Below are 17,563 nucleotides of genomic sequence, written 5' to 3'. Positions count from 1 at the left end.
TTTTGCCACCGGTGGCTAATAAGTAAATGAATAAAGGAAACACTATGACTCGTCAATCACAGTCTCTTAAACTACATCCTGATCGCCTATTTTCAAGCGATCCCACTGTCGTAAGCATTGCCCGTGAACTTTACAATGAAATTAAAGATCTCCCTATTGTAAGCCCACACGGCCACACAGACCCTAAATGGTTTAATGAAAACCCTCATTTTGGTAACGCTACTGAGCTTTTCATAAAACCAGATCACTATGTGTTTAGAATGCTCTACAGCCAAGGCATCGACTTAACAACGTTAGGAATTCCTGAGCATGGCTTAGAAGGTGATATGGCGCGTTCTAAAAGCGTTGATCCAAAAAAAGCATGGCAAATTTTTGCGGACAATTATTACTTGTTCGCAGGTACACCCAGTGGCTATTGGCTAGACGCTGTATTTAGCGATGTTTTTGGTTTTACTGAAAAATTAAATTCAGACAATGCGCAAGACTATTATGACAAAATCACCGCAGAGCTGGCGACTGATGCCTATAAACCGCATGCGCTAATGGACCGTTTCAATATTGAGCTAATTGCAACCACAGAAGGTGCGCTAGACTCGCTCGAACATCATCGTGGCATGGCTGGCACAAACATGGCAAAGCGAGTTATTACAACGTTTAGACCAGATGATGTGGTTGATGCAAGTCGCGAAGACTTTATTGATAATGTCGCAAAACTAGGGGAGCTAACCGAGCAAGATACCACAACATGGCAAGGGTATTTAGACGCTATACGTATTCGCCGTGAGTACTTTAAAAAAGAAGGTCGCGCAACAGCCACTGACCATGGGCACCCCAGTGCAATAACTGCCGACTTGTCACTGAGTGAATGTGAAGCATTGTTCGAAAAATGCCGAACTGGTCACGCAAATGAGCAAGAACAAGAACTGTTTCGTGGACAAATGCTGACCGAGCTTGCAGGCATGAGTATCGAGGATGGTTTAGTGATGCAAATCCACCCAGGTGCACACCGCAACCATAACCAACCGATTTTCAATCAATTCGGTCGTGATAAAGGGGCAGATATCCCAAGCCAAACAGAATATGTAAACGCGCTTAAACCACTATTGAGTAAATACGGTAATCATCCAAAGTTAAAAATCATCTTATTCACTCTCGATGAAACCACCTATAGCCGCGAGCTTGCGCCACTTGCAGGCCACTACCCTAGCCTAAAACTAGGGCCTGCATGGTGGTTCCATGATAGTCCGGCTGGTATGCTGCGTTTTCGTCAACAAACCACTGAAACAGCGGGCTTCTATAATACTGTTGGTTTTAATGATGATACGCGTGCATTTTTATCTATTCCGGCCCGCCACGATGTCGCGCGTCGTGTGGATTGCCGCTATTTAGCTGAACTTGTTGCTAATCACCAAATTAGTATTGAGTCAGCACATGAACTCGCTTATCAGTTAACCTATGGTTTAGTGAAAAAAGCATACAACTTATAATAAAAACACTTAGGCCAAAGCTTTGCTTTGGCCTTTTCAGGGGAGAACAACAATGAAACATTTACCCTCACGTCACCTGATACACACATCACTGATTACTTTCGCTGCTTTGTCTGTTACCGCTTGCCAACAAGCAGAACAACCCCAGCATCACAGCATAAAAGAAGCACAGACAGGTTCTGTTGCCACTGTTGATATTGCTAATCCCAGCCCGTTTAATCGCGAAGATGAAGCTATTTATTTAAGCTACTACGACTTAGGTGTAGCACCTGATACAACGCTTGCGGTAAATATCGGCGATAATCAAGTTGCCAATCAAGCGATTGATAAAGATTTGGATGGAAAGAACGATGGTATTTTGTTCGTTACTGATCTTTCTAAAGGTGAAAATATACACGCAGAGATAATCTCAACAACACGTCTCGCACCTTCCAAAAAGCGTGTACAAGCAGATTTAGCTCATAAAGTGGGTGGTGAATGGGTACCTCATACTCGCCCACCAAAACACCAACAAAATGCTGGAATGAAAGAATATGTCGGTGGCCAGTTTAAAAATGTTCAATCCATAACCCCTCCTGAATATTACACAGACCATTCAAACTGGATCCGCTATGAAGGACCGGGGATCGAATCAGATAAGGTCGGTTATCGCATTTACCTCGATTGGCGTAATGGTTTTGATATCTTCGGAAAACTGACTCCAGAACCCGTATTGCACAACGTTGGTTTAGATGGTTATAAGTCGTATCATTCGCTGCAAGATTGGGGAATGGACTTATTAAAAGTAGGAGGATCGCTAGGTGCAGGTGGTTTTGCCTATACCAATGAGAAAGGTAAGCTTGAACATGTCAGCAAAGTAGATACTCGTTCTGCAAGCATCACTGCGAATGGCGATCTATTCGCCCAAATTCAACTTGATTACCATGGCTGGCAAAACAGCGAACAGCAACAAGACCTCAGTGCATTTATCAGTATGCAAGCGGGTTCTCCACTGGCAGAAGTCACCTTAAAACTCGACAAACCACTTGATAACATCACCGCAGGCCTTGTAAAACATCCCGATACAACCTTTTTAAAAGCCGATTTACAAAGCATGAGCAATTATGGCTATGGGTATATTGCTAGTTGGGGCAAACAAAGTCTCGACGGTAAGGCGCTAGGCATGGTGGTTTTTTTCAAAAAAGGGGATGTAAAAACAGTACGCCAAGATGATAAAAACTACTTAGTAGAATTAACGCCAAAAGGCCAGCAAGGCAGTCAGCAAGTTCACTATTATTTTGCATCTTTATGGCAAGCACAAAGCGGTATTAATACCGTAGAACAATTTGAGCATTATATTAAACAACAAGCGCAAAAGCTGACCATTAAGCCTCGAATTCAGCTCAAAACATCGTTGACAAAGAATGCAATGCAAGCGTCTATCTCCGCAGAGTCTGCACTTAAGTGGACACAAGCATTCGCAGATTCTGAACTGGCGCGTAAAACGCTAGGCTACCACTACAATGGATGGGATGTTAACCGTAAGCGCTCTCCAAAGTTTGAATATGACATTATTGGTATTCAACCGTATGCTTATTACACACTTGGTGAACTCACAGATAATGCGGAATATAAACAAGTCATTGAAAAAGTGACCGGAAGCTTTATTTCTGAAGATGGCCTTATTTCAGCCTATAAACAAAGCAATTTTAATATTGATAATATTCCGCCTGGTCGCAATTTAATTACGCTATACCAGCAAACAAATGAACAAAAGTATCTAAAAGCAATTCATGCGTTAAGAGAGCAATTACATAAACACCCTCGCACGTCGACAGGGGCTTTTTGGCATAAGAAAAAATACCAAGGCCAAGTATGGCTTGATGGTGTGTATATGGGTATGCCTTTTTTAGCTGAGTACGCAGCCTTATTTGAATCGGGTCACCAACAACAAGAAACCTTTGCCGAAGTGGTGAACGAATTTAATTTAACCCGCGAGTTTTTAAAAGATACACAAACAGGGCTTTACTATCACGGCTGGGATGAGCTTAAACAACAGGCGTGGGCTAATAAATCAACGGGGCTTTCACACGAGGTATGGGCTCGCGGAATGGGCTGGCTTGCGATGGCCGTTGTCGATGTACTTGATTATATTCCTGAACAAAATAGTCAGCAACGAAAACACTTACTTACCATGGTGGAAGAAATTGCCGACAGTCTAGAAAAAACGCAAGACCCAGCAACCGGCACTTGGTGGCAGGTAATGGATAAACCCAATGCGATAGGTAATTATAGAGAGTCATCAGCAACGGCGATGTTTACCTACTTCTATGCAAAAGCAATAAATAAGGGCTACTTAAGCACCGATTACCTTGCGACTGCATATAAGGCCTACCAGGGATTATTAAACGAATTTACCTTATTGCACCAAGATGGCACTGTGTCTATGACTAACCAATGTTACGTAGCGGGGCTTGGCTATGGCCGTGATGGGAGTTATGACTACTACATGAGTGAACCTGTTGTTGCAAACGACCCTAAAGGCAACGCGGCGTATATTTTAGCTGGCACAGAAATGGTAAAATTGCTTCGTCAGAAAAGTAAATAATCATGCTAACATTTCGCTATTTATCGATTTTATTAACCTGTATTTTAAGCGTTTTTTGGTCAGTAAACAGCATTGCAAGCAATGTTAAAAAACCCCCTATTATGTGGTCGATATGGATGGCTGAATCAGAAATGCAACGTCATCCGCATGCCTATTTGATTGACTGGCGCACTGCTGCTCGCTGGGACTATACCCATGGCTTAGAACTTATGGCATTTGCTAAGCTTTATCAAAAAACAGGCGATACACGCTATTTCAATTACATAAAAGAGTATGTTGATAGCCTCGTTATGGACGATGGCACGATTAAGACTTATCAACAGAGTAAATACAACATCGATATGCTCAATGCTGGTAAGTTATTGTTTTTCATGTATGACGAAACAGGCAACAAAAAATATCGACTCGCCATCGACACACTAGTAAAGCAATTAGAAAAGCATCCCCGCACTACAGAAGGGGGATTTTGGCATAAAAAACGCTACACCTCACAAATGTGGCTCGACGGTTTATACATGGGCGCACCATTCTACGCTGAGTACATTCGTCGTTATGGTCAAAAAGAGCAATTTAGCGATGTTATCAAGCAATTCCAACTTATTGAAAAGCATTTATACCGACCTGATACCCAACTCCCTGTTCACGGCTGGGATGAGTCAAAGAGTCAAAAATGGGCTGACCCAATCACAGGACAATCAGCAAATCACTGGTCACGTTCAATAGGTTGGTATGCCATGGCGATGGTTGATGTGTTAGCGCAATTGCCAGATGATTATCCTGAAAAAGCATGGTTATCTCGCCGCTTTAAACACTTAATCGATCGCTTATTACATTATCAAAATGACACTGGAACTTGGTATCAAGTCACAGATAAAGGCGATGAAGCCGGTAATTATCCTGAATCCTCTGGAAGCAGCATGTTTACCTACGCAATCATCAAAGGAATATTAGATAACGCCTTACCTGCCTACTACTTAGTCTACGCAGAACAAAGTTATGCTGGATTAATCGATGAATTCATCGCTGTCGACAAAAAAACAAAACGTATTTCAATCACATCAGCCTGTGAAGTCGCAGGGCTTGGCGGCAAGCCATATCGTGATGGTAGCTATGATTATTACTTAAGCGAAAATATCCGAGATAATGACCCTAAAGCAGTTGGGCCTTTTATTTTAGCGAGTCTTTTATTAGGCAGATAAGGAAATCAAGTGAAAGCGATTTATGTCTTAATAAATACCCTTTTTTTTGTCAGTGTTACTTTACCGGCTATTGAACTGATAGAGTTCCCCACTGAAAAAAATAACATGCCGCTCATTTGGCAGGCAGATTTAGAAAATGGGTATTACCAAAACCCTATCATTCATGCTGACTTTTCAGATCCTGATATCGTTGCCCTGGGTGATGATTATTACATGACGGCATCAAGTTTTAACTCTGCGCCGGGGTTGCCTATTTTACATTCAAACGACTTAGTTAACTGGCAACTCATAAATTACGCACTCCCTATTCAACAACCGCGTGAGCACTACAACACGCCACAACATGGTAATGGCGTTTGGGCACCCAATATTCGTTATCATAATGGCTTATTTTGGATTTTTTATCCTGACCCAGATTTTGGGATCTATGTTATTACAGCCAAAGACCCCGCTAAAGCATGGTCAACACCCACATTAATTCTAAAAGGGAAAGGAATTATCGACCCTACACCCTTATGGGACGATGATGGCAAAGCTTACTTGCTCCATGCGTGGGCAAAAAGCAGGGCCGGATTTAACAATGTTCTCTCAATTCGTGAAATGAGTGCTGACGCCAGTTGGGTAAGTGACGAATACCAGCATATCGTCGATGGCAATACCCTGCCCTCATATCGTACCTTAGAAGGTCCTAAGTTTTACAAGCGTAATGGCTTTTATTACATTTTTGCTCCTGCTGGCGGAGTCGATTTAGGTTGGCAGTCAGTTTTTAGAAGTAAACACATACTAGGCCCGTATGAAGACAAAATTGTAATGGCACAAGGAAACTCGCTAACCAACGGCCCACACCAAGGAAGTTGGATCAACACGCCATATGGCCAAGATTGGTTTGTTCATTTTCAATCTAAAAATGCCTACGGCCGTATCGTGCATTTACAACCGCTTCAATGGCTTAATGATTGGCCCGTGATTGGCCGAGATCCCGATAAAGATGGCATCGGCGAGCCGGTTTTAAAGTATCGAAAACCCAAAGCTAAACGGTTCTTAAGCACTCAAATACCCAACAGCGATGAATTTAATGCTGAGCAACTTGGTTTACAATGGCAATGGAACGCAAATCCACAGCCACACTGGTTTTCTTTAACTGACAGTGCTGGCTATTTAACACTATCCCAACAGCAAGAAGTAGCAGACAGTTTGTGGCTTACTCCTTCGCTGTTATTGCAAAAACTACCGGCAGAGCGCTTTTTCGTTGAAACAAAATTAGTCTTTAATCCAGAAACTTACCAGGGCGACAGCGGTCTTTTATTGTTTGGCGAAGACTATGCGTGGATCGGTATATCGCGTTCAGATGAAGGCGCACTCCACCTTGTTTATAGCCAATGCAAAGGAGCACGAAAAGGATGTACAGAACATAAAACAATCATTACAGAGGTCACCACTGAGACAATGTATTTAAGATTACTGGTGCAACCTGGCGCTCATGCGGTATTTAGTTATAAAACGTCAGAAGCCTCACAATATCGGGCCATCGGAGAGCATTTTAGTGCCAAAAAAGGCCGTTGGGTTGGTGCCAAAGTGGGCTTATTCAATGTCAATAAGTTGGTCAGTCGCAATTCTCACTCTGTACATTACGATTATATTCGCTTTTCTAAGGTAGCTGATAAATGAAACACACACTCCCCCTTATCGCTTTTCTATTAAGTGGAATATCAAACCACGTTCATAGTGCGTCTTATACTCTTGAAAACACCTATAAAAAGTTAAAACCACGCTACAGCGAGTTGCATCTACCAGATGACAGCCCAATCAGTAATTTAAACGTCGAACAACATACGTACCCAGGTAAATTGCGCTCCCAGTCAATCACTATTATTCGACCTAATAACAACACCGTATTACCACTGATTGTATTGGTGCATGGTGGTGGATGGGGCTCGGGTTCACCGGCCATTTTACAAACCCTCGCAGCAAAACTTGCCGCTAAGGGCTTTGTTGTGGCAACCCCTGCTTATACACTTTCGGATGAGGCGCAATATCCTGCATCGATTCATGATATTGCACTAGCAACACAGTGGTTAAAAAGTAACGCTTCACGCTTTCACTTAAACGCTGAAAAACTGACCCTTGCAGGCAGTTCAGCAGGCGGGCAAATAGCTGCCCTACTGGCTTATAGTCATGGCAAGTTATCAAATCAAAGTGCCTCATTGGCAGTGAATGCGCGCGTGTTAATCAACATTGATGGCCTGTCTGATTTCACTACCCCTTTGGCACTGCGCTACGAGAATGATAAAAATAAGGCGGTTACATCTGCCAGTAAGTGGTTAGGAGGTCGTTATGAAGAAGTCCCTGCAATTTGGCAACATGCATCCCCAATTAATTACATCTCAAACACAAGCCCTGCGACTTTATTTATCAACGGTGGCTTTGCGCGATTTTATGCAGGAAAAAAAGCAGTTCAAGAACAATTAACTGAGCGTGGCATTACAAACAAGGAGCATGTGTTTAAAGAGGCTCCCCATTGCTTTTGGCTATTTCACCCTTGGCAAAATAACACGGTTGAATTAATCAGTGAGTTTATTAATAAACAGTTAGCCGTTGACTCTTCCCGTTGACTCGCGTGTAACGAGGTTAGGTGTCACTGTTTTTTGTAAGGCTAACTTTTCCTGATTATTACGGGATTTATTGATCAGCTTTTGGACTGCCAAACACGCCATATTAAACACAGGGCGTCGGATAGTTGTTAATGAGGGAATAATACGTGATGCCAAAATATTATCGTCGAATCCAGCCACTGAGAGCTCATCAGGCACTCTAATATTTAAGTTGTTTGCAACCCGAAGAACCGCTGCTGCCATTTCATCGTTATTTGCAACGATTGCAGTGGGTCTTGGCAAAGTATTAAGTAATTGCTCAGCACACGCCAAACCACTGTCATAATTGTTTTTACCTTCAACTATGCGGTCTGTTGGTAGCTTAACGTTATATACCTGCAACTCAGCCAAAAAGCCTGCTAAACGTTCAATCGACGAGCGGTAATGTTGAGGGCCCGAAATAAACCCAATATCTGTATGACCTAACTCGACTAAATGTGTCGCCATATCACGCATGGCAGCACGCTCATCAGACACAACAATATTGTCTGCATCATCTAAATCAACTGACGCAAGACGAACATAAGGACAATTAATTTCTCGAAGCGCTGCTGCCAATGCTTTATTTTCAGAGACAGGAGGTAAAATAATCACGCCATCTAGTTTTGAGCGCGAAATAAAACTAAGGCAATCACTAATGAAGTCATCGCGTTTTGATGATCCAGGGTGCACAACAAGCTCATAGCCAAGCTCAGCACAAACACTCAATGCGCCACGTTGCACTTCATCAATATACAGTGCATCGGGGTTATCATAGATTAAGCCCAGTAAGTAAGAACGACTCGACGCCAAACCGCGCGCTTGCTTATCTGGCGAGAACCCTGTTTCTTTAATAATTTCTAACACCCGCTCACGGGTTGCTTTACCGACCGCCGGTGAGCAGTTTATCACTCTCGAAACAGTGCGTTTAGAGACCCCTGATAAACGAGCAATATCGTTGATTGTTACAGACATATAAAATTCCAGAGTCAACTACTTAGCGACAGTAGTGTTCAGCTTTTAATTATTAAAAGTACACAAATTCGTTACATTATAAATGACAAAAGAGGCGACATGCACCTCTTTGGTGATTTTAATCTAATAAACCGAATAAGCGTGGTAAAAATTCACTAATTGCAGGTACATACGTAACCAACATTAGTACCAGAAACATCACTAAATAGAGTGGCATCATGGGTTTTATTATTTTATGTATCGCTGTTTTTGCAACTGCACAACTTACAAATAATACACTCCCCACTGGCGGAGACACTAATCCTATCGATAAATTGAGAACAATCATGATACCAAACTGAACAGGAGACATACCAAATTGCATTGCCACCGGTAAAAATATCGGTGTGAATATCAGTACAGCTGGCGTCATATCAACGAATGCGCCCACAAGTATCAAAATTAAATTAATTAATAACAAAATAATTATTGGGTTATCACTTAATGTTAAAAAGAATTCACTGACCATTTGTGGAATATGCGTATAGGACAAAAGCCACGACATTGCCGAAGATGCCGCAATAATCAGCATCACAATGGCGGTTGTTTCGCAGGCCTTAAGTAATAACTGAGGCATTTCATTTAAACGAATTTCTTTATACACAAACACAGCAAGGACGAGAGCATAAATCACGGCAACGGCCCCGGCTTCTGTCGCCGTAAAAACACCACCAATAATGCCCCCAATCACAATAAAAACAAGTAATAAACTGGGCAATGCTGCGATTATCTTTTCGAACATGACCGAAAAAGGCAGTCGCGCTGTCACAGGGTAATTGTTCTTAATAGAATAAATTGCACACACCATCATCAGTGCTAAACCGAGTAAAATACCCGGCAAATAACCCGCAATAAATAAGGCTGCAATCGATACTCCCCCACTCGCAATAGCGTAAATAATAAGAATATTACTCGGGGGTATTAGCATACCTGTTGTTGCCGCACTTGCTGTGACTGCTGCTGCAAAGTTTTCGCTGTAACCGTGCTTTTTCATTTCTGGCACCATAAAACTACCGATAGCCGACGTAGCAGCAACAGCAGAACCCGAAATAGCACCAAACATCATGCACGACATTACATTCACAAGCGCTAAACCACCGGGTAAGAAGCCAATCATTGCCATAGCACACTCAATTAAACGCTTGGCTATGCCTCCTTGGCCCATAATTAAACCAGACAAAATAAAGAATGGGATGGCTAACAAGGCAAAGCTATCCAGACCACCCATCATCTGTTGGGAAATCGTAATACTTGCTGGCGTAAAATCCATATGTAACGTAAGCGCAATCAGTGTCGATAATGCGATACAAATAGAAATAGGGACATTAATAAACAGTAAGATGAAAAAACACACAATTAGAATTATGGCTGTCATTTCCATTATGATTCCTCCATCACATTCATTAAGCAATTAACAATATTTTCAACGCAGTTAAATACAATTAATAGGCCACTTAACGGCAATACAGCATAAACAAAGCCCATATTAATACCCAGAGCTGCCGAGCTTTGTTCAAGCTCAAAACTCAGCATCATTAACAAACTGCCTCCATACACTAAAATGCAAGATGCGGTTATCAATACCGATAATTCAATAATAAAGGTGCATTTTCTGCGTAGTGTCGGAACCATTTTTTGATAGAACAGATCAAGTCCTAAATGGGCGCGAGTTCTGTATGCGTACGATGCGCCTAAAACCCCAATCCACATTAATAAAAAACGTGCTAACTCTTCTGTGTATGAACTTGGCGAACGCAAAATAAAACGCGAAAACACCTGCCAAGTCACGACAGCCACGATGGCGATCATCGCTACTATCAAAATCCGTTCTATCAATGAGTTAAGATGTGAATTTAGCTTTGTCATTTTGCCTCCCCCATCGCTTTGATAGCCTTGATATGTTGCTCAACAGGCGTACCTGCAAATGATGCATGAAAATCGGCGACTTTATCCTGAAACGCTTTTTTGTCGGGGTAGGTAACTTCAACGCCGGCCTCAATAACCGCTTTAAGCGCTTCATCCGATGCTGATTGCCAGAGTGAACGTTGGTATTCAACAGAATCAGCCATGGCTTTAGTTAGCCATGTTTGCTGTTGTTCACTCAAGGACTCCCACACTTCTTGGCTGGCCAAAATAACATCAGGCACAAAGGTATGTTCATCTAACGAGTAGTACTTCGCAATTTCATAGTGGCGAGATAAGTAATAACTGGGTGGGTTATTTTCAGCGCCGTCAACAACCCCTTGCTGCAGAGCCGAATACAGCTCAGCCCACGCAATAGGTGCTGCAGCACCGCCAAGAGCTTGTACCGTCGCAACGGCCGTGGGGCTATTTAATACACGAATTTTCTGACCAATTAAATCGTCAGGCGTGTGAATGGGTTTTTGGGTCGTATAAAAGCTTCGGCTGCCTGCATCGTAATAACCTAACCCTTTGAGTCTTGCAGAAGATACTTTATCAAGCATGTCTTGGCCTAACTGACTGTTTAATACGCGCCAAAAATGCGCACTGTCATTAAACAGATAAGGAATACCAAACACCTTCATTTCTGGCACAAAGCCCTCAAGTGGACTCGCAGACACTTTGGTAATAGCAAGACTACCTATTTGTAGCAACTCGATAAGCTCTCGTTCTGACCCTAATTGACCACCGGGATAGATCACTATTTCCATACTTCCGTTGGAATAGTAATCTAAACGTTTTGCCATATACTCCATCGCTTGATGCACCACATGCCGGGTATCCAGCGTGTGGGCAAGCGTCAAGCGTGTGGTTTTGTTGTCATTGCTGCAGCTGGTTATAAAACCAAGCGTAAAAACCACGAAAACGCTGTAAAGAAGATTTCTATTCATTATTATTTCTTCATTGTGTGTTCTGTTAAATGTGGACTATCTCAATTGTTGCGGTTGATACTTGTCCATGTCGTCATAATCTAAGTTTTCACCAGCCATCCCCCAGATAAAGCTGTAATTCTGTGTCCCTGCACCAGAATGGATTGACCACGGTGGCGAGACCACAGCTTGCTCATTATGAATCCATAAATGCCGCGTTTCTGTTGGCTCACCCATAAAGTGGCAGACCGCTTGCTCTTGAGGTATTTCGAAATAAAAATACACTTCGTTACGACGATCATGTTGATGAGCTGGCATGGTATTCCACACACTACCGGGCTTAAGTTCAGTTAAGCCCATTTGCAATTGACACGTTTGTACCACTGTATTGATAAGCATTTGGTTGATATTACGCTCATTCGATGTCTCTAAACTTCCTAAATGAAGTACATTAGCATCTTGTTTAGTAACGTGTTTATTTGGGTAACTGTGATGCGCAGGTGCTGAATTTAAGTAAAATTTAGCTGGGTTTTTAGCATCATCACTGCGAAAAGACACTGATTTGTTACCCCGACCTAAGTAAAGTGCATCTTTATAGTCTAATGAGTAAGTTTCACCATCCGCTGTAATACTACCTTTGCCCCCAACATTGATAATGCCCAATTCGCGACCATCAAGAAAATGGGCCGCTTTTAAGTTATCTAATGTTTCAAGCGTTAATGCGTTATTTAAAGGTACTGCACTGCCAACCATAAAACGTTCATAGTGGGTATAAAGCCAATACACTTTGTCTGCTTGCATTAATTTGTCGACTAAAAACTCGTTTCTCAATTGCTCAGTGTCAAACCCCTTTACTTCATTTGGGCCTACTGCGTAACGTGATTCAATTTCTGTGTTCATTGTTTTATTTTCCTACTAACGTGCTAACCATCCGCCATCAACTGCCAAAATATGTCCATTGACATAATCACTGGCTCGTGATGATAAAAAGATTGCGGTACCAATTAAATCTTCAGCTTCTCCCCAGCGCCCTGCTGGGATACGTTTTTCTATTTCGCTATTACGCCCAGGATCATCCTGAAGCGCTTGCGTGTTATCTGTTCTAAAATACCCAGGTGCTATCGCGTTAACCTGAATGTTATATTGTGCCCATTCATTTGCTAAGGCTTTGGTAACGCCTGCAATAGCATGTTTACTTGCTGTGTAAGCGGGCACAGTCATTCCGCCACTGTATGACAGCATGGATGCAATATTGATAATTTTACCTTGACCCTTTTCGATCATTTTCGGTGCAAATGCCTGAGCAAGTAAAAAGCTGGCATCAAGGTTAACCTTTATCACCTTTTGCCATTCATCGTAGGGGTAATCGATAGCGGGACTTCTAAAAATGGTGCCACCCACATTGACCAGAATATCGATGCCATCATTAACCGACAACGCCTGTTCTGCTAATGCTGACACGCTTTTGGCATCGCTCAAATCAGCGGCAATATCCCATGTTTTCGATGCGCTTTTAGCTATTTCGCTGCAAGTTTCTTCGCAACCATGCTCACGACTACTGCTACAGATCACATCAGCCCCAGCAGCGGCTAATCCCATTGCAATTTGCTTTCCTAAGCCACGGCTCGCGCCTGTTACTAAAGCCGTTTTCCCCTTTAAATCGAATAGCTGTGTTGTCATAAAATTAACCTTTTTATCTGTTAACTCTCTGTATCAGCCTCTTCAAATAAGATGATACAAAAGTTTGAATGCCTGTTTTAACACCACTTTAATAAACAAGTTGTAAAAACATTCACAAAGTTGTTAATAGCCATTCTTCGCTACCGGTGGCAATTTGTCAAATTTTATTTGCCACCGGTGGCAAATATGTCTAAGATGTAAAAATCAACACGCCAATTAAGGTTAAAAATGGGTCAAATGTATGTACACACTAAATAGAAAAAACGTCAATAAAAACAAATACCCGACGACTATAATGCAATTCGGTGAGGGGAATTTCTTACGCGCTTTTGTGGATTGGCAAATCGACAAATTAAATGAACAAACAGGTTTAAACGCGGGTGTCGCCATTATTAGACCAATTGATTACGACACATTACCGCTACTTAATACTCAAGATGGTCTCTATACCAGTATTATTCGAGGCATTAATGAGCAAGGTGAATCGGTATCTAATGAACGCATTATTAGCTGTGTAAACGAAGAAATTCCTATTTATAAAGAATTCGATAAATATTTACAGCTCGCAGAAAGTGAAGATCTAAAGTTAATTTTTTCTAATACAACCGAAGCAGGCATCGAGTACATTAGCGAAGACTCACTCACTGATAAGCCAGCAAAAGCCTTCCCTGCGAAATTAACTCAATGGTTATTTCACCGCTTTAATCACTTTAACGGTGCAAGTGATCGCGGCATGATCATCATTCCTTGTGAACTAATTGATTATAATGGTGAAAAATTAAAAGAAATTGTGCTCAAGTACTGCCAACTATGGGATTTACCCAGCGAGTTTGTTAGCTGGCTTAACGAGCATAATCATTTTTGCTCATCGTTGGTTGACCGCATCGTGACGGGCTTCCCACGTGATGAACATCAACACTTGCAAGAACAATTTGGCTACTACGACAACTTCATGGTCACAGCTGAATATTTTCATTTATTTGTTATTCAAGGGCCGCAACATTTAGCTGACGTATTATGTTTAGAAGGCAGTGATGTCAATATTAAAATTGTTGACGATATAGCCCCTTACAAACAACGTAAAGTCGCTATTTTAAACGGTGCACATACTGCGATGGTGCCTTTGGCCTATATGGCAAATATCGACTCTGTGGGCGAAGCGCTCGCCTCACCATTAATCGAGAAATATGTAAGTAAACTGATTTTTGAGGAGATTATTCCCACACTATCTTTACCTAAAGATGAATTGCAGGTATTTGCCAATGATGTGCTTAATCGCTTCAGAAATCCGTATATTTGTCATTTACTTATGTCGATATCACTGAATAGTATGACCAAATTTAAAACGCGATTACTGCCGCAGTTAGAGCAGTATATTGTCGATAATAAAACCGTTCCAGCACTTATTGCGACAGCAATTGCGGGGCAAGTTTTGTTTTACCGCGGCGAGCGGAATGGTCAACCCATTGAGCTTTCAGATAGTCCTGAGTGGATCACTTTATTCAAATCCATTTGGCAACAGCACCAAGATGGTGCGATAACATTGAAAGAGCTTGTCAGCAGTGTGCTTGGCGCTGAGTGGCATTGGGAGAAAGATCTCAATGAACTGACTGGATTGACTGATCTAGTAACAGAACAGCTTAACAGCATGCTTACGACCTCTGTTGAAGAGACACTATCAAAACAAGTGGAATTATAATCATGGCACAGTTATTAAGACTTCATAATACTGATGATGTTGCTATTGCCCTGAGCCCAATTAGTGCGGGTGAACACATTGAGTTTGAAGACTTCTCGTTCACCGCATTAGACGACATCGAAAAAGGACATAAAATTGCGTTAAAGCCAATTTCAAAAGATGACCGTGTTATAAAATATGGCGCTCCAATTGGCTTTGCTCTTGAAGATATAAAGCAAGGTGCTTGGGTTCATACCCACAGCATTAAAACGACCCTGCATGATGAGTTAGAGTATCAATATCAGCCTGAATTTGTCAGTCAAGCTCCTGCTGAGCCCTCCCCCCCCGTGAATATATACCGAAGAGCGAATGGCGAAATTGGTATACGTAACGAAATTTGGTTGATTCCAACAGTTGGCTGCGTCAACGGTATGATCAAACAAATGAAAGATGAGTTTCTACGAAATCACCCCGATCTTGGCATTGACGGGGTTCATATATTTCCTCATCAATTTGGGTGTTCACAGTTAGGTGACGATTTAGAAACCACGAGAATTTTACTGCAAGATATGGCATTACACCCTAATGCCGGTGGTGCATTAGTTGTCGGTTTAGGATGCGAGAATAATCAGCTTGCCGCCTTTAAAGCGGGGTTAGGTGATATTGATGAGAATCGAATAAAATTTTTAATATCTCAACATTCCGATGACGAAGTAGAAGATGGTGTCGCGCTGCTAGAACAAATTTACGATGTAATTAAACATGATAAACGTGAACCCGGTCTGCTGAGTGAAGTAAAGTTTGGTCTTGAGTGTGGTGGCAGTGATGGTTTATCGGGTATCACAGCAAACCCAATGCTAGGTTATTTTTCTGATTACTTAATTGCTCAAGGTGGAACGACCGTACTGACCGAAGTACCCGAAATGTTTGGTGCAGAAACCTTACTAATGTCTCGCTGTAAAGATGAAGACACCTTTAACCAGCTTGTCAGCATGGTAAATAATTTTAAAGGTTACTATAAAGCGCATAACCAACCCATTTATGAAAACCCGTCTCCGGGTAACAAAAAAGGCGGCATAACTACATTAGAAGACAAATCGTTGGGCTGTACTCAAAAAGCAGGTACCAGCAAAGTACAGGCCGTGCTTGATTATGGTGAACGATTAAGTACTCCAGGACTCAATTTACTCAACGCCCCCGGCAATGACCCCATTGCCACCAGCGCACTTGCAGCTGCGGGCTGTCATATTGTGCTCTTTACCACCGGGCGAGGTACGCCTTACGGTGGTTTTGTGCCTACCTTAAAAATAGCCACTAATTCAGAGCTTGCGAAAAAGAAAACCCGCTGGATCGACTTCGATGCTGGTGTGCTGGTGAATGGCAAAACCATGCCTGAAGTTCATCAAGAATTTGTCGATTTGTTGGTGGATGTAGTGAATGGTAAACCGACCTGTAATGAAGTGAATGATATTCGCGAAGTAGCCATCTGGAAAAAAGGAGTAACCCTCTAATGTCAAAAAAGAAAATTGCCATTATTGGGGAATGTATGGTGGAGTTGTCAGGGGCTATTTTTGGCGAAATGCAACAAAACTTTGGTGGCGATACCATGAATACAGCCATTTACATGAAAAAATTGGCAAGCGAACGCATTGATGTCAATTACGTCACTGTGATGGGTGAGGATGCGTTAAGCCAAGCAATGATTACTCGCTGGCAAGACTACCAGGTTAACTGTGACACAGTATTAACTGACAGTAACAAGCATGCTGGTTTATACATGATCCAAACTGACGCCCTTGGCGAACGCACTTTTCAATATTGGCGCAATGATTCTGCGGCAAAATACCTCGTTCGCCATGCTAAATTTGCTGATATTGTTAGCCAGTTAAAAGCAGTCGATGCAGTTTATTTGTCGGGTATTTCACTCGCAATTTTGCCCATCGATGATTGTAATATTTTACTTAATGTATTGGCTGATCTAAAAGTTCATGGTGTTAAAATTATCTACGATAGTAACCACCGGCCAACGCTTTGGGCATCTCAATCTCATTGCCAACAGAGCAACAACCGTATGTATCAGCTTGCTGATTTAGCCTTGGTGACATTTGAAGATGAAGCCCAAATTTGGGGCTTTAACAACCTCACAGAATGTCGTGAGCACTTGCATCAACAAGGTGTAAGGCAGCTGGTCATTAAAACCGGTGAAAAGGGCTGTCAATACAGTGAAAATAGTCACAGTATTGTCAATCAGTATGATGCCAGACTGGTAGATAATGTTGTTGATACCACTGCAGCAGGTGATTCATTTAATGCGGGGTTTTTAAGTTATTGGTTGCTAGACCATGACATTGCAAGCTGTGCAGAGGCTGGAAATCTCGTTGCAGGACAGGTTATTCAACAACGAGGGGCCATCGTCCCAATAGATAACTCAATACTAAACAGCACACTTTAGGAGAC

Annotated in this window: 14 protein-coding genes; 8 read left to right on the top strand and 6 right to left on the bottom strand. The window is 42.1% G+C overall.

The annotated features are described in order from the left end of the window. Positions 1–44 precede the first annotated feature (44 nt). From uxaC to D0907_RS19695, 5 genes are read left to right on the top strand one after another with little or no spacing between them, the layout of a single operon-like run. Positions 45–1,487: a glucuronate isomerase gene (uxaC, locus tag D0907_RS19715; RefSeq protein WP_118845226.1), complete on the top strand. Its 1,443-nt coding sequence runs from the start codon at positions 45–47 to the stop codon at positions 1,485–1,487. 52 nt (positions 1,488–1,539) lie between these two features. Further along, complete coding sequence (locus D0907_RS19710; protein ID WP_118845224.1) at positions 1,540–4,074, top strand: DUF4861 family protein; 2,535 nt, start codon at positions 1,540–1,542, stop codon at positions 4,072–4,074. 2 nt (positions 4,075–4,076) lie between these two features. Next, complete coding sequence (locus D0907_RS19705; RefSeq protein ID WP_118845222.1) at positions 4,077–5,273, top strand: glycoside hydrolase family 88/105 protein; 1,197 nt, start codon at positions 4,077–4,079, stop codon at positions 5,271–5,273. 9 nt (positions 5,274–5,282) lie between these two features. Further along, positions 5,283–6,941, top strand: a complete 1,659-nt coding sequence (locus tag D0907_RS19700) for a glycoside hydrolase family 43 protein (RefSeq protein WP_074988728.1) — start codon at positions 5,283–5,285, stop codon at positions 6,939–6,941. Then, positions 6,938–7,885, top strand: coding sequence for an alpha/beta hydrolase (locus D0907_RS19695; protein ID WP_083633605.1), 948 nt, complete (start codon positions 6,938–6,940; stop codon positions 7,883–7,885). The genes D0907_RS19700 and D0907_RS19695 overlap by 4 nt, the downstream gene beginning before the upstream one ends. Here the strand turns inward: D0907_RS19695 and D0907_RS19690 are convergent. From D0907_RS19690 to kduD, 6 genes are all read right to left on the bottom strand, one after another. Beyond that, positions 7,862–8,878, bottom strand: coding sequence for a LacI family DNA-binding transcriptional regulator (locus D0907_RS19690; RefSeq protein WP_036972278.1), 1,017 nt, complete (start codon positions 8,876–8,878; stop codon positions 7,862–7,864). The two genes, D0907_RS19695 and D0907_RS19690, sit on opposite strands and share 24 nt — an antisense overlap. A 118-nt stretch (positions 8,879–8,996) precedes the next feature. After that, the gene (locus D0907_RS19685; protein ID WP_118845219.1) at positions 8,997–10,298 is read right to left on the bottom strand and encodes a TRAP transporter large permease; all 1,302 of its coding nucleotides are present in this window, start codon (positions 10,296–10,298) and stop codon (positions 8,997–8,999) included. Further along, positions 10,298–10,783: a TRAP transporter small permease gene (locus tag D0907_RS19680; protein ID WP_036972283.1), complete on the bottom strand. Its 486-nt coding sequence runs from the start codon at positions 10,781–10,783 to the stop codon at positions 10,298–10,300. The genes D0907_RS19685 and D0907_RS19680 overlap by 1 nt, the downstream gene beginning before the upstream one ends. Next, a complete protein-coding gene (locus D0907_RS19675; RefSeq protein WP_074988727.1) occupies positions 10,780–11,769 on the bottom strand; it encodes a TRAP transporter substrate-binding protein in 990 nt (329 codons plus the stop codon). Before D0907_RS19675 ends, D0907_RS19680 begins: the two co-directional genes overlap by 4 nt. A 36-nt stretch (positions 11,770–11,805) precedes the next feature. Next, positions 11,806–12,648 carry a 5-dehydro-4-deoxy-D-glucuronate isomerase gene (kduI, locus tag D0907_RS19670; protein ID WP_036972286.1) on the bottom strand — a complete coding sequence of 281 codons (843 nt, stop codon included), beginning with the start codon at positions 12,646–12,648 and terminating at the stop codon, positions 11,806–11,808. A gap of 15 nt (positions 12,649–12,663) precedes the next feature. Beyond that, positions 12,664–13,428: a 2-dehydro-3-deoxy-D-gluconate 5-dehydrogenase KduD gene (gene kduD / locus D0907_RS19665; protein WP_118845217.1), complete on the bottom strand. Its 765-nt coding sequence runs from the start codon at positions 13,426–13,428 to the stop codon at positions 12,664–12,666. A 241-nt stretch (positions 13,429–13,669) separates the two neighbouring features. On the opposite strand from kduD, the gene D0907_RS19660 reads away from it, so the two are divergent. The 3 genes from D0907_RS19660 to D0907_RS19650 are packed head-to-tail and all read left to right on the top strand — an operon-like array spanning position 13,670 to position 17,558. Continuing rightward, positions 13,670–15,127: a tagaturonate reductase gene (locus D0907_RS19660; RefSeq protein WP_118845215.1), complete on the top strand. Its 1,458-nt coding sequence runs from the start codon at positions 13,670–13,672 to the stop codon at positions 15,125–15,127. Between the two features lie 2 nt (positions 15,128–15,129). Further along, complete coding sequence (locus tag D0907_RS19655; protein WP_118845213.1) at positions 15,130–16,617, top strand: UxaA family hydrolase; 1,488 nt, start codon at positions 15,130–15,132, stop codon at positions 16,615–16,617. Beyond that, positions 16,617–17,558: a sugar kinase gene (locus D0907_RS19650; RefSeq protein ID WP_118845211.1), complete on the top strand. Its 942-nt coding sequence runs from the start codon at positions 16,617–16,619 to the stop codon at positions 17,556–17,558. Before D0907_RS19655 ends, D0907_RS19650 begins: the two co-directional genes overlap by 1 nt. Positions 17,559–17,563 lie beyond the last annotated feature (5 nt).

It is taken from the genome of Pseudoalteromonas lipolytica (assembly GCF_003515105.1).
GTDB lineage: Bacteria > Pseudomonadota > Gammaproteobacteria > Enterobacterales > Alteromonadaceae > Pseudoalteromonas > Pseudoalteromonas lipolytica.
This window is presented reverse-complemented; position numbering and strand designations above follow the sequence as displayed.